Origin of the sequence: Fretibacterium fastidiosum (genome assembly GCF_964642095.1) — a bacterium.
In the GTDB taxonomy this organism is placed as follows: domain Bacteria; phylum Synergistota; class Synergistia; order Synergistales; family Aminobacteriaceae; genus Fretibacterium; species Fretibacterium fastidiosum.
On the sequence record NZ_OZ209244.1, the window covers coordinates 278338 to 290616 of the forward strand.

General features: G+C 58.9%; 12 protein-coding genes and 2 tRNA genes. 12 read left to right on the top strand and 2 right to left on the bottom strand.

The window, feature by feature from the left end:
- Positions 1 to 45 precede the first annotated feature (45 nt).
- The 8 genes from ACK28C_RS01185 (at position 46) to ACK28C_RS01220 (ending at position 6001) form a co-directional block, all read left to right on the top strand.
- Positions 46 to 1230 (top strand): M20 family metallopeptidase, encoded by a 1185-nt coding sequence (locus ACK28C_RS01185; RefSeq protein WP_015555915.1) that lies wholly within the window; start codon positions 46 to 48, stop codon positions 1228 to 1230.
- 544 nt (positions 1231 to 1774) lie between these two features.
- On the top strand, positions 1775 to 2953 hold the full coding sequence (locus tag ACK28C_RS01190; protein WP_015555914.1) for a M20 family metallopeptidase: 1179 nt from the start codon (positions 1775 to 1777) through the stop codon (positions 2951 to 2953).
- 69 nt (positions 2954 to 3022) lie between these two features.
- Positions 3023 to 3301, top strand: a complete 279-nt coding sequence (yajC, locus tag ACK28C_RS01195) for a preprotein translocase subunit YajC (RefSeq protein WP_015555913.1) — start codon at positions 3023 to 3025, stop codon at positions 3299 to 3301.
- Between the two features lie 63 nt (positions 3302 to 3364).
- Positions 3365 to 4657, top strand: a complete 1293-nt coding sequence (locus ACK28C_RS01200) for a C40 family peptidase (RefSeq protein ID WP_208872527.1) — start codon at positions 3365 to 3367, stop codon at positions 4655 to 4657.
- Between the two features lie 104 nt (positions 4658 to 4761).
- A complete protein-coding gene (locus ACK28C_RS01205) occupies positions 4762 to 5322 on the top strand; it encodes a DJ-1 family glyoxalase III (RefSeq protein ID WP_015555912.1) in 561 nt (186 codons plus the stop codon).
- A 43-nt stretch (positions 5323 to 5365) separates the two neighbouring features.
- Positions 5366 to 5650 (top strand): hypothetical protein, encoded by a 285-nt coding sequence (locus tag ACK28C_RS01210; protein ID WP_208872526.1) that lies wholly within the window; start codon positions 5366 to 5368, stop codon positions 5648 to 5650.
- Positions 5651 to 5843: 193 nt separating this feature from the next.
- Positions 5844 to 5919 (top strand) — tRNA-Lys (locus ACK28C_RS01215).
- Between the two features lie 6 nt (positions 5920 to 5925).
- Positions 5926 to 6001: transfer RNA gene (locus ACK28C_RS01220), tRNA-Glu, on the top strand.
- 500 nt (positions 6002 to 6501) lie between these two features.
- Here the strand turns inward: ACK28C_RS01220 and ACK28C_RS01225 are convergent.
- On the bottom strand, positions 6502 to 6876 hold the full coding sequence (locus tag ACK28C_RS01225) for an ASCH domain-containing protein (RefSeq protein ID WP_015555911.1): 375 nt from the start codon (positions 6874 to 6876) through the stop codon (positions 6502 to 6504).
- A 686-nt stretch (positions 6877 to 7562) separates the two neighbouring features.
- Between ACK28C_RS01225 and ACK28C_RS01230 the strand changes: the two genes are divergently transcribed.
- The 4 genes from ACK28C_RS01230 (at position 7563) to ACK28C_RS01245 (ending at position 11676) form a co-directional block, all read left to right on the top strand.
- Positions 7563 to 8210, top strand: a complete 648-nt coding sequence (locus ACK28C_RS01230; RefSeq protein WP_409152340.1) for a class I SAM-dependent methyltransferase — start codon at positions 7563 to 7565, stop codon at positions 8208 to 8210.
- Positions 8211 to 8429: 219 nt separating this feature from the next.
- Positions 8430 to 9326 carry a hypothetical protein gene (locus tag ACK28C_RS01235; RefSeq protein ID WP_208872525.1) on the top strand — a complete coding sequence of 299 codons (897 nt, stop codon included), beginning with the start codon at positions 8430 to 8432 and terminating at the stop codon, positions 9324 to 9326.
- Positions 9327 to 9468: 142 nt separating this feature from the next.
- The gene (locus tag ACK28C_RS01240) at positions 9469 to 9846 is read left to right on the top strand and encodes a DDE-type integrase/transposase/recombinase (RefSeq protein ID WP_409152628.1); all 378 of its coding nucleotides are present in this window, start codon (positions 9469 to 9471) and stop codon (positions 9844 to 9846) included.
- Positions 9847 to 10188: 342 nt separating this feature from the next.
- The gene (locus tag ACK28C_RS01245; RefSeq protein WP_409152341.1) at positions 10189 to 11676 is read left to right on the top strand and encodes a transposase; all 1488 of its coding nucleotides are present in this window, start codon (positions 10189 to 10191) and stop codon (positions 11674 to 11676) included.
- Between the two features lie 151 nt (positions 11677 to 11827).
- Here ACK28C_RS01245 and ACK28C_RS01250 read toward each other — a convergent pair whose 3' ends face one another.
- The gene (locus ACK28C_RS01250) at positions 11828 to 12277 is read right to left on the bottom strand and encodes a hypothetical protein (RefSeq protein ID WP_409152342.1); all 450 of its coding nucleotides are present in this window, start codon (positions 12275 to 12277) and stop codon (positions 11828 to 11830) included.
- Positions 12278 to 12279: the final 2 nt, after the last annotated feature.

The window sequence follows — 12279 nt, forward strand, 5'->3', positions numbered from 1 at the left end:
TTTTAAGTAACGTTTTTCTTCGAAAAGTAAGGAGGAAGATCATCAATGAACCTGTGGAAGGAATGCGAGGGCCTGCAGGACTACATCGTGGGCATCCGCCGCGCCCTGCACCAGATCCCGGAGCTGGGGACGGACCTCCCCAAGACTCAGGCCGCGGTCTGCGCCGAGCTGGACAAGCTGGGCATCTCCTACAAGAAGAACCAGGGCGATTCAGGCCTCATCGGCACGATCCAGGGCGGAAAGCCGGGAAAGACGATCCTGCTCCGCGCGGACATCGACGCCCTGCCCATCAAGGAGGACACGGGCCTGCCCTTCGCCTCGAAGCACGAGGGACGCATGCACGCCTGCGGACACGACAACCACGCGGCCATGCTCCTCGGGGCCCTGCGCGTCCTGAACGAACATAAGGCGGAGCTGGCCGGCAACGTCAAGTTCGTCTTTCAGACGGGCGAGGAGATCAGCCGGGGTGCGAAGGTCGCGATCAAGGAGGGCGTCATGGACGGGGTGGACGCCGTCTTCGGCACGCACATCGGCTCCATCCTCGACCCCAACATCCCCTCCGGAACGCTCATCGTCGTCCCCGGCTGCGCCATGGCGTCGTTCGACCGCTTCGTCCTGACGGTGAAGGGCACCGGCTGCCACGGCTCGACGCCGGAGAAGGGCGTCGACCCCATCACCATCGCCGCAAACATCGTCCTGTCGCTTCAGGAGGTCATCGCGCGGGAGATCGCTGCGCCCAAGGCCGCCGTCCTGACCATAGGGAAGATCGCGGGCGGCTTCGCCTACAACGTCATCCCCAACGAGGTCGTGATCGAGGGCACGATCCGCGCCTTCGAGGACCCCGTGCGGCAGCACCTGGCCAAACGCATCGGGGAGATCGGTAAGGGGGTCGCGGCCACCTTCCGCGGCGGCTGTGACTTCGAGATGGACTGGGGCGCTCCTCCCGTCGTCAACGACGACGCCATGGCGAAGCTCGCGGGCGACACGGCGAAGAAGGTCCTCGGCGCCGAAAACGTCATTACGTCGATGCCCGCCCCCAACATGGCGGGCGAGGACTTCGCCTACTACCTGGAGAAGGCGCCCGGCGCCTTCATGTTCCTGAGCTCCTCGAATCACGAAAAGCACACGGACATCCCGCACCACAACCCGAAGTTCGACGTCGACGAGGACGTCCTGTACCGGGGCAGCGCCATGTTCGTCGGCCTCGTGGAGGAGTTCCTGGGCTGCTGACGCCGGCAGTCGGCCCCACAGCCCACAGCGGCATCTCCGGAAGGGAGAACCCCTGACCGCGGACGAGCGGTTTGACGAAACGCCTCAAGGGGGATCCGAAGACAGGGTCCCCCTTCTTTCTCGCTCTAGGAAAACACTGAATTAAATCGTTGAGAACTGTCAACCGTATGGGCTCCCTTCAGTGGCTGAAACTTTATCAGGCCGCGCGAAGCGCGTGGGGATTGGGGCGTAGCCCCATTTTAAAATTATAGGGAAGCGCTGAAGGATACCCTTTGTTTGATGATCCTTGATTGCTTTCAACAACTTTTGAAGGTAATACCAATTTGCGTCTAAAGGGAAAGAAAGGTCCCCCTGCAAGGGGGGCTGCCCCGAAGGGGCTGGGGGGTGTTGGGCCTGAGAAACAACCCCTCCGGTTCGCTGACGCGAACCACCTCCCCTTTCAGGGGAGGCAATCCGTATTAAACGCGAATTGGTACTAATCAGCGCTTCCCTATAATTTGCCATTATAATGATATTATAATGATGATGAAAAGGAGTGGATTCCATGAACTTGTGGGAAGAGTGTAAGGGGCTTCAGGACTACATCGTGGGGATCCGCCGCACCCTGCACCAGATCCCGGAGCTGGGGACGGACCTCCCCAAGACTCAGGCCGCGATCTGCGCCGAGCTGGACAAGCTGGGCATCCCCTACAAGAAAAACGTGGGCGATTCGGGCCTCATCGGCACGATCCAGGGCGGAAAGCCGGGAAAGACGATCCTGCTCCGCGCGGACATCGACGCCCTGCCCATCCAGGAGGACACGGGCCTGCCCTTCGCCTCGAAGCATGAGGGACGCATGCACGCCTGCGGACACGACACACACGCGGCCATGCTCCTTGGGGCCCTGCGCGTCCTGAACGAACACAGGGCGGAGCTGGCCGGCAACGTCAAGTTCGTCTTTCAGACGGGCGAGGAGGTCTGCAAGGGCGCTAAGGTCGCGGTCAAGGAGGGCGTCATGGACGGGGTGGATGCCGTCTTCGGAATGCACATCGGCTCCATCTTCGAAGGGATGCCGCTGGGGTCCTTCGCCATCGCGCCGGGGTGCATCATGGCGTCGTTCGACCGCTTCGTCTTGACGGTGAAGGGCACTGGCTGCCACGGCTCGACGCCGGAGAAGGGCGTCGACCCCATCACCATCGCCTCAAACATCGTCCTGTCGCTTCAGGAGGTCATCGCGAGGGAGATCGCTGCACCCAAGGCCGCCGTCCTGACCATAGGGAAGATCGCGGGCGGCTTCGCTTACAACGTCATCCCCAACGAGGTCGTGATCGAGGGCACGATCCGCGCCTTCGAGGACCCCGTGCGGCAGCACCTGGCCAAACGCATCGGGGAGATCGGTAAGGGGGTCGCGGCCACCTTCCGCGGCGGCTGCGACTTCGAGATGGACTGGGGCGCTCCCCCCGTCGTCAACGACGACGCCATGGCGAAGCTCGCGGCCGAGGCGGCGGCGAAGGCGTTGGGCAGGGAGAACGTCGTCACGGCCTTCAATCCCGTCATGGGCGGCGAGGACTTCGCCTACTATCTGGAGAAGGCGCCCGGAGCCTTCATGGCCCTGTGCTCCGTGAACCCCGAGAAGCACGCGGACGCGCCGCACCACAACCCGAAGTTCGACGTCGACGAGGACGTCCTGTACCGGGGCAGCGTCGTGTTCGTCAGCATCGTGGAGGAGTTCCTGGGCCGTTGAGCCGGCCCTCCCCGACTGCCCCCACAGGGGGAAAATTCGGAGCGGTTTTGTCTATGGAGGGGTTCGACCATGAATGATCTGTTGTCCCTCGGCATCCTTTACGTGCTGGGGATATTCGTCCTGATCTACTTCTTCACCGTGCTGCCGGCCCGAAAAAAGCACAAGCGGGTGCAGGCCATGCACGCCGCGGTCAAGGAGGGCGACGAGATCGTCACGATAGGCGGCGTCATCGCGCAGGTCCTGTCCCGCGACGGCATGGAGCTCGTGTTGAAGCTCAACGACGCGGGAACGACCATGAAGATCGTCGTCTACGCCGTGCAGTCCATCCGCAAGACCGGGACAAGATAGACGCCAAGCGCGTCAAGCCGCGCAAAATTCAGGCACACACATAAAATCCGAGGAGGTTGTTTCATGCGTTCTTTGGTTGGAAAAGCGCTTTGCATCGCATCGGTCCTCTGCGCCGCGGCCCTCGCGGCACTCCCCGCCCGGGGCACCGACGGATCGGGAGACCTGTGGGCGGTCGTCACCGCGCCGATGGCCCCCACCCTCTACGACGGGGAGCGGGACGACGAAGTCCTCTACGGGATGATCGGCGAGGTCCTGGCGGACAGGGACGACCAGGGGCTGTACGGCGTGCGGATGCAGTACGGCTACAAGACGTCCATCGAGGGCCAGCACGTTGCGCTCGTCTCCAGGGACGAGGCCGAGGCCTGGCGGGCCTCCGTCACCCACCAGGTGATCGCCCCCTTTGCGGACGTGCTGCCCGAGGCGCGGACGGAATCCTATCCACCGCTCATCACCCTGCCCCGCGGAGCGTACCTCAAGGTGGGGGAACCGGACTCCGAGGACGCCCGCTGGCTTCGCGCCGAACTTTTCGGCGGGCAAACCGGCTGGGTCAACAAGAACCTGGTGCGGGAACTTCGCGCGTGGGGGCAGGAAGAGGCCGTGCGCGCGGCGCTGACGGCCGACGCGGAGCTCTACCTCGGCGTCGGCTATCGCTGGGGCGGGAAGACCCCCTGCGGCCTGGACTGCTCCGGCTTCACCAGCATGGTCTACATGCTGAACGGCCTCGACATCTACCGCAACTCCCGCCCCGAGGCGGGCTACCCCATCGCCCTGATGCACGTGGAGGGGACGCCGGAGGACGCCCACACGGCGGAGACGCTGGCCGCCGCAAAGCCGGGGGACCTGGTCTTCTGGGGCGGACACGTCGGGTTCTACGTTGGAAACGGGAAGTACATCCACTCCAACGGCTCCTCCTTCAACACGAGGGTCAACTCCCTGATCTCGGGGGACGAGGACTTCCGCGCGGACCTGGCGAAGCCGTCAGCCATCTACACCTGGGGGACGGCGTTCCCAGCGGAGCCCAATCGGCTCGTCGTCCGGCGGTTCTACGCCCTGCCCTTCACGTCCGGCGACCAGACGGGCTACCGCTTCTACGCCCGCGCGGACGGGTACGCGCCGAACCGCGCGATCCTGTACCCCGAGGGGAAGGACGGCCCCGCCATCGAGGTGGGCAGGACGCGCCGCATGCTCTACGACAACCCCGCGTCGGAGCATAAGGACGTCCCCGTCTACTTCTACCCGAAACCCGGCTCCTACAGGCCCGCGCTAGTCCTGGTGAACGACGGGGGCTACCGCCCGGAGGGAAAGACCATCAGCAGCGATCTCGCGGAGATGACCGAGCCCATCGCCGTCCGGTGAGGCGCGCCGTTCGGGAGTGACCGGGGCCTGCCCATGAGGCAGGCCCTTTTTCGCTTGCCTAAACGCCCCAGATGGGGGACAATGGCCCCCAGGAGGTGTTGTCTATGGCAAGCGCAGCGGTATTTTTGATCGATGGCTTTGAGGAGACCGAGGCCCTGACCACCGTGGACATCCTGCGGCGGGGCGATGTGGAGGTCACGACCGTCTCCCTGACGGGACGGGGCGACGCGGTGAGCAGCCGCGGGGTTTCCGTGCGGGCGGACGCGCTCTTCGACGACGCGAAGGACAAGGACTTCGACATGCTGGTCGTTCCGGGCGGCACGGTGGAGTACGCCAGGCATGAGGGCCTCCGAACGCTGGTGCAGAAGTACGACGCGGCGAAGAAGCGCCTGGCCGCCATCTGTGCGGCACCGCTGGCGCTGGAGCGCGCCGGGGTGCTGAAGGACCGCCGGGCCGTCTGCTATCCGGGGATGGAGCCCCAGATCCCCAGCGCGATCCTCGGCACCGAGAACGTCGTGACGGACGGACACGTCACCACGGCGAAGGGGCCGGCCATCACGCCCTTCTTCGCGCTGAAGCTGCTCGAACTCCTCTGCGGCAAGGAGAGGGCCGACGAGGTTGCGAAGGACTTTCTGATCCCACTGATCGGCGGGGGTCAGCGATAGGCCCGTTAAAAACGGGGACGACTTGATCATCGAGGTGGATGAAATGACCAACGAGGAGTTTGCGCGCTGCGTTCAGGAGGCTGGGGAGAAGGACCTGGAGAACTTCCAGATGGGGATCGTGATGCTGAAGAACCTTCGCCCCATCATGGCGAAGTACGGCCTCGCCGGCAAGGCGGACCAGGACGCCAAGCTGAAGGAGGAGAACGCAGCAGCCCGGACCGCCACGCTGATGCAGTTCTGCCCCGCGGCCGAGTCCGCGGACGTGCTCTACGTGGACGAGAGCGGCGGCAAGTACGACGCGCTGATGTCAAAGCACAGCGGGTACTAGCGGGTACTGATGAGACGCCGGGCGTCCGTCCATAACGGAGTCACCGCGACGGCGGCACTTTCCATGGGGCCGCGCGACAGGGCGCGGACGGACCCCTTCATCCCGCGGAGGTGTCGGCGCCTCCGCGGGCACTTTTTTCCCCTCTTTCCAAATTGTTATGATATAATGCCATGGTGTCTGTTTCAGACGCCTTGAGCCGTTAGCTCAGTCGGTAGAGCACCGGACTTTTAATCCGGGTGTCGTGGGTTCAAGTCCCACACGGCTCACCATCGCGCGGTCCCATCGTCCAGAGGCCCAGGACACAGCCCTTTCAAGGCTGCGACGCGGGTTCGAACCCCGCTGGGACCGCCATTCTAACCATTCAACGATCATCATAACGGCCATATAATTCACTCTCGACGTTTTGCTCATCCAGGAGCCGTTGCGTTGATGTTGGGGCTCAAATGATACCAATTCGCGTTTAATATGGATTGCCTCCCCTGAAAGGGGAGGTGGTTCGCGTCAGCGAACCGGAGGGGTTCAGCCAGACGACACGACTTACGGACGCCGACAGGCGGCCGGCGTCGTGTCGGTCGGCTGAGGGCGAAGGAAGTCCGGGGGACTTCCGCAGCTCGGCCAGACGACACAGCTTATGCAATCGCGTCAGCGATTGCGGCGTTGCGTTGGTCGGCTGTGCCTCCACAAGGCAATGGATTGCCTTGTGGAGGCGTTGACGGGGAATGTCAGGCAGGCGCGTCTTATGAAAAACACCCCTCCCCTAAGGGGGGCGTAGCCCCATGTTATTTTAGGGAAGCGCTGAAGGATACCCTTCGTTTGATGCTCCTTACAGGCCACAGAAGGTGCTATAGGGGTTACAAAACGACCTCAAAAAGCCCCTGTTTGCCGCGAACCGGCGGGGTGTCCGGCACCACTACAGGGTTCTCCAGCACCCAGGAAAATCCCTGCACAGAGGGCAGAGCGTCTTCCTCCATCATCGCTGCCTCGGCATCCTTTTTGGGCTCAAACGGGCGAACCTCGACCAGTTCGACCGTTGCGACCGCGACACCAAGAGGCCAATTTTGCCTCGCCTCATCAGGGTCAAATTCAAAATAGATATCGTCTGGAGTTTTTCCCGAACAAATCAGCAACGGCCCTCGATAGTGCGTTCTCCATGAACGCCACTCGATCGTCTTATACCCGCCGGCGATCAAACTCGCCCAGGGTTGTTTTATCGACAGTGCTTTCATCTCGTCGCGTCCTCCCCGCCAGCCTCCGCCCGGAGGCAAACAGATGGGCATTCTTCGCGGCATATCGCTCCATGGATGCCCTCAACACGGTCGCCATCGTCGCACCGTTGGGAAACAGCAGAGCGGTAAGCGCCGGAACGACCGATTTTCGACACAAAACGTTATCGCTCTCTCCTGCCCATGCCACCACTCCCCTATCCGATACAGAGTATACAGTAAAATAATGTAAGAAGTAAGCCATACAAAAACTCACAGGGATTCCTTTTCTACTTTTCTACGCCCGCGATTCCGACGCAAAGGGCCCCTCCAGCCGCGGCAAGCGCCCTGTCGGGGACACGTCGCACACGCCTCGGCGGAGGCCGGCATCCTCCGAGCCCCCTGACGAAGCACAGACGGCTGTCTATTCTCAAAACTCTCCCGATCCGTGCTCTTGTTCGTGGTATCTTTATTCACGGCATATCCTCCTGTTTTCAGGAACAGGCACTGTCGGGAATATAACGATTCTACCCGGATACGCCATTCTTTAACCCCTTCCGGAACCCATACACCAGATTTGACAACAACTCGAAGGGAAGCTATGCTGGAGTTGCGGGAAGCGAACGGATTTTCAACATCTTTGAGGAGGTCGGTTCGATATGGGCTCAATCGCCGAAGCACGGGCAGAGGGAGACTGGTACGCCCGAAACATGAACGCAGCAAACCTGGAGGAGGTCTATCGGACGCGGCTGCCAAGGGTCCGTCAGTATCTTGAGGCGGAGATCGGCTTTGTGCGCAGTTTTTTGAGCGGCCGTGAGCGGGTGCTGGAGCTGGGGGCCGGATACGGCCGCATCGTGAAGGAGCTTGCGCCCTTTACGGCGTCGATCGTGGGGATAGAGCTCTCGGAGGCATCCGTGGCCTTCGGCAAAGAGTACCTGAAGGACGTTCCGAACGCAGAACTGAAGGTGATGGACGCGCATCACCTTCACCTCGCCGCGGAGTTCGATGTCGTACTTTGCCTGCAGAACGGACTGTCTGCCATGAAGGGAGACCCTTTGAACCTGGTGCGACAGGCAGTCTCCGTTCTGCTGCCCGGCGGCAGAGCTCTTTTCAGCAGCTACAGCCCAAAGTTCTGGGAGCACCGTCTGGCCTGGTTCCAGGAACAGGCAGAGAAAGGGCTTCTTGGTGCAATCGATCCTGACAGGACGAAAGATGGCATCATCGTCTGTCGGGACGGTTTCGAGGCCAGGACCTTTTCCCTTGAGGATTTGGAGGCCCTGGGGAACGCCATCGGCTGTGACCATTTTCTGGAGGAGGTCGACGCATCAAGCGTTTTTCTCGTCGTCACGAAGCCGTGAGTTCCTGAGCGTTCCCCTCCAAAAGAAACAACGCCCTAATCGGGCACATCATACTCGAAACGAAGGGTAATTCACGGAGGTATCCTCTTCGGCTGCCTCGTGCCGAAGGCGTTTGTATAGCTCGTCCGGGATTCGTAGGTAAGTCTGTTTCACTATGCACCTTCTAAACTTCCCGTGAGGGGAGTATTCCCAACAATCAATATCAGGACGGTGTTGGTCTTGCAGGATAATCGTAACGACCTTGCTTCCGCCTCCATCCGCATCACTTATGAAGGGGCCGCTTTAGAATCTCATTCCATCGACGCCGAAGCATTTGGTAAAAGCATTATGGCCGCTTCGCACATTCTTAAAGAAACATCTAGAGTCCTTTACGGCTTTGAATTCACTGTTCGCCTTGAACTTAAGGTCGTGGAGGCAAACTGTATCAGTGCCGATCTTCTCGTCTATCTATCAAGAGCAGCGGAAGCTATCCATTTTTTAGCCAACAATCCCCTGACTGCTGTTTTGGACGATATTCTGAAGCTGGCCGGCTATGCTCCTTTAGGCATTGGCATTTACGCTCTATTTCGTTGGCTCAGAAATCGTAAAATCAGCAAAACCGAAAAGCACCAGGATATAATCACGCTTTACTTGGAGGATGGCACACAAGAAACCATCTCGTTAAAGCTATACGAGGCCATCTGTAACTCGGTTTTACGTAAATACATCAAACAACATACCCAAATTCTTCAAACACCAGGTATTGAGCGTATCTGCTATTTCCGTAAAGACGATGAAGGCTTGCAGGAAGCAACGATCCTCACCAAGGATGACCTGGGACTTTTCGATTTGGACTTGGACGAAGCCCCCATCGAAAGAGAGTTGGATGTCATCGCAGAATTGGATAGACCGTCTTTCCACAAATCCAAGCGAGGCTGGAAATTGGTGTGGGAGGGGAAAGTCGTCCCCGTCGCACTTACCATCACCGACGATGCTTTCCTTGAAGATGTGGCCTCAGGTAAAATCTTTGTCGCCAAAGGGCAAAAATTCAACATCCACTTGGTTGAAGAACGCAAGCCCAATCAGACTAAGCCAAAATACAAAGCCACCATCATAACGCCTCGCTCTTTAACGTAAAGAAGCAGCTTGGTATAGCAAAAGAAAAGAGCCGAAAACTACTACCAAGGCAAAAAAACTCCAAACCACACATTCAGCCACCAAGCAAATTCCTTTGGTGTAAAATTTTGGGCTGCCCTCCAAAAGAAACAAGCCGGAAAAAATACATCAGCCCTACAACAATCAAGCAAAATACGTCTGCGTTGTTTTGGACCTGTTCTCTCGGAAGGTGATCGCCTGGCGTGTAAGCGACAAAATAGACACACAATTGGTGATGGAGACGGCAGAAGAAGCGTACCTCAAACGAGGACGCCCTCAATCGGTGTTGTTTCACTCCGACCGCGGGTGTCAGTATACGTCGGAACTGTTCCGACGCTTTTCGGACCAGAGGAATATCGTGCAGTCGTTCTCTGCGCCTGGCTACCCCTACGACAATGCGGTTGTGGAATCTTTCTTTAAATTCTTCAAGAAAGAGGAACTGAATTCGGAGGCATTTTCGAGACCAGGAGGAATTGAAGCGTTTCGCTTTTGTGTATATTGAGGGTTTTTATAATCCAAAGCGGCCTCACTCCGCCAATAACAACCTCTCGCCCGACGAAAAGGAGGACGTGTTTAAAAAACAGACTACGCCCATATCATGATTCCTTCGCTTAGCCTGTCCTTTTTCTTGACTATGGTCCAGGTTGGGCAAAGACCTGCCTTCCGCGGCGGGAGGTGACATTTTCTCTCACTACTTATAGGGTGACATGATCACTGATCAACGACACCTCACCCCCCAACCCGCGGGCAAAAAAACAGCACCTTGCAGGGACTGTTTGCAAAAACAGTGTTAAGCTTAAGTCACCAAACAATAAGCCATCACCTGCGAGGTGCGAAGACCATTATGCCATACAAACGACCAAAAATCGAGGTTACGACGACGGACAAGATGCAGGACATCACCCCTTTTGCCGGCCTTTTCCCCGTTATCGAACTTTGGAACCGGCTCCATCTTGACGAAATCATCGATACTTCCATAGGAATCCGGAAGCACAAAGGGTACCGGGACTCCGAGCAGCTTCTGTCGATGGTCCTGCTGAACCTCAGCGGCGGCAGAGCCGTGGAACACCTGAAGTTTTTGAAGGAGCAGGCGGGGCTGAAGAAAGTCTCTCTGCCGTTTCCATCTCCGACGTCGGCCCGGGACTACGCCAGCTGTTTTCATAACGAATCGAAGGACCGGGAGCGGGGTCATGGCCGTTCCTTTGTCCCGGCATCGAATGAGGCGCTGAGGGGGTTTGAGGAGGTGCACCGCCATCTTCTGAGGTGCGCGTTCGAGGCGTCCGTGCAGGAGGAGTTGACGCTGGACCAGGACGCGACGTTCATCGAGACGAAGACGAGCGGGGCGTTGTACAACTACCAGGGGAAACGGAGTTACGAGGCGTTGAACGTGTACTGTCCGGAGTACGACCTGCCTGTGGCGACGGAATACCGGGACGGGAATGTGAAGCCTGGGCACGGACAGCTGGAGCAGTTGCAGGGGGTACTGGCGCATCTTCCTGCGGGAGTGAGGAAGGTGAGGTACCGTTCGGACAGTGCGGGTTACCAGACGCATCTTTTGCGCTATCTGGCAGAGGGTCAGGATGCGCGTTTCGGGGTGATCGAGTTTGCGATATCGTGTCCTGTATACAGGGATTTCAGGGAGGCGGTGGAGGCAGTTTGTGAGAAGGATTGGCGCCCTTTGGGCAACGGCCAGGAATGGGCGGAGGTCATCTATGCGCCACAGTCTTTGAGTCTCGACAAGAAAGGTCCGACGTACCGTTTTCTTGCCATTCGCGAGGCATTCGAGTTGGAGGGATCGGGAAAGAAGCTTCGACTGTCTCAGGAGCTGCAGGACTCACGGCAGCTGTTCATACCGGAGCTGATCGACGACCTGGAGTCTGAGAACGCCAAGGTGAAGAAGCTGCATCTGACGGAGCTTGGCGGCCACGTATACAAGGTGTTTGGTATCGTGACGAACCTGTTGGATTGGGAGGGAGGAGCGGTAATCCGTTGGTATCGTGAGCGGTGCGGCAAGTCAGAGGAAGTGCACCGCATCCTGAAGGAGGACCTGGCCGGCGGGCACGTCATCTCGCACCGATTTGGGTCGAACGCGTTCTGGTGGAATGTGTCGGTGCTGTCTCTGTCGCTGCACAGTTTGTTAAAGCGTCTGCTTCTGCCTGAAGCGTTGAGGAGTTACCGTCCCAGGACGCTGCGATTTTTGTTTTACACGAGCATAGGGCGTATGGTGCGCCATGCGCGCCGCATTGTGCTGCAGGTGAAAGGGGGAGTTGTGGGGAGTTGGTTTCTGGGAGCGTACCGGAAGCTCAAGAAATTGGCTATCTCGCTGGAATGAGCGGGAGAACGCCGGGCCAATAGGCGAGAGGGGGTGTGGGTGCGAGCTCACGCTGACGGGGTTATTGTGAGAACGGGAAGATATTTCCGTATTTAAAGGCAGCGGAGGGGTGAACAGCCCATTTTTTAAAACTTTTCCTCTGCCTGCCTCCTTACCTTGCCCGCACTTTGCGTTCCCGTGGATTTGGGGCCTCTATCATCTCTTCCAGGATGATCTGATCTTCCCGTGCCACGTCCTCCGTTTCGGCCAACAAACGCTCTTTGCGTTCTTTATCCGTCAAAAGCGTGCGCTTCTCGATGTTCCGGGCCTCCACCTCTCCTGCAAGGCGGTGATATCGCTCGCCCCCCTTCTCCAGGTTCCCCCCGCTGGCGAACCCTTCGATGTTCTGTATCGCGTGTTGAATTTCGTGGATCAGTGCTGTCCTCGCATCCTCACCACGAACCCAAGCGTTGAGGGTGATCACGTTTTTAGCCGGGCTGTAAGCACCTTTTTTCTTCCCTCCCATACCCTGAAATTTGACACGAACATCCGCCAACTCCGGGTATGCTGCATAGAGCTCCGGTGCGTTGTAGAAATCGGAGAGCCGGGAAGGCTTCCTCATCT

Bases quoted from the DNA above. Each gene is read 5' to 3' on its own strand.
- ACK28C_RS01185 (WP_015555915.1), top strand. From the start codon at position 46: ATGAACCTGTGGAAGGAATGCGAGGGCCTGCAGGACTACATCGTGGGC.
- ACK28C_RS01190 (WP_015555914.1), top strand. From the start codon at position 1,775: ATGAACTTGTGGGAAGAGTGTAAGGGGCTTCAGGACTACATCGTGGGG.
- yajC (WP_015555913.1), top strand. From the start codon at position 3,023: ATGAATGATCTGTTGTCCCTCGGCATCCTTTACGTGCTGGGGATATTC.
- ACK28C_RS01200 (WP_208872527.1), top strand. From the start codon at position 3,365: ATGCGTTCTTTGGTTGGAAAAGCGCTTTGCATCGCATCGGTCCTCTGC.
- ACK28C_RS01205 (WP_015555912.1), top strand. From the start codon at position 4,762: ATGGCAAGCGCAGCGGTATTTTTGATCGATGGCTTTGAGGAGACCGAG.
- ACK28C_RS01210 (WP_208872526.1), top strand. From the start codon at position 5,366: ATGACCAACGAGGAGTTTGCGCGCTGCGTTCAGGAGGCTGGGGAGAAG.
- ACK28C_RS01225 (WP_015555911.1), bottom strand. From the start codon at position 6,876: ATGAAAGCACTGTCGATAAAACAACCCTGGGCGAGTTTGATCGCCGGC.
- ACK28C_RS01230 (WP_409152340.1), top strand. From the start codon at position 7,563: ATGAACGCAGCAAACCTGGAGGAGGTCTATCGGACGCGGCTGCCAAGG.
- ACK28C_RS01245 (WP_409152341.1), top strand. From the start codon at position 10,189: ATGCCATACAAACGACCAAAAATCGAGGTTACGACGACGGACAAGATG.
- ACK28C_RS01250 (WP_409152342.1), bottom strand. From the start codon at position 12,277: ATGAGGAAGCCTTCCCGGCTCTCCGATTTCTACAACGCACCGGAGCTC.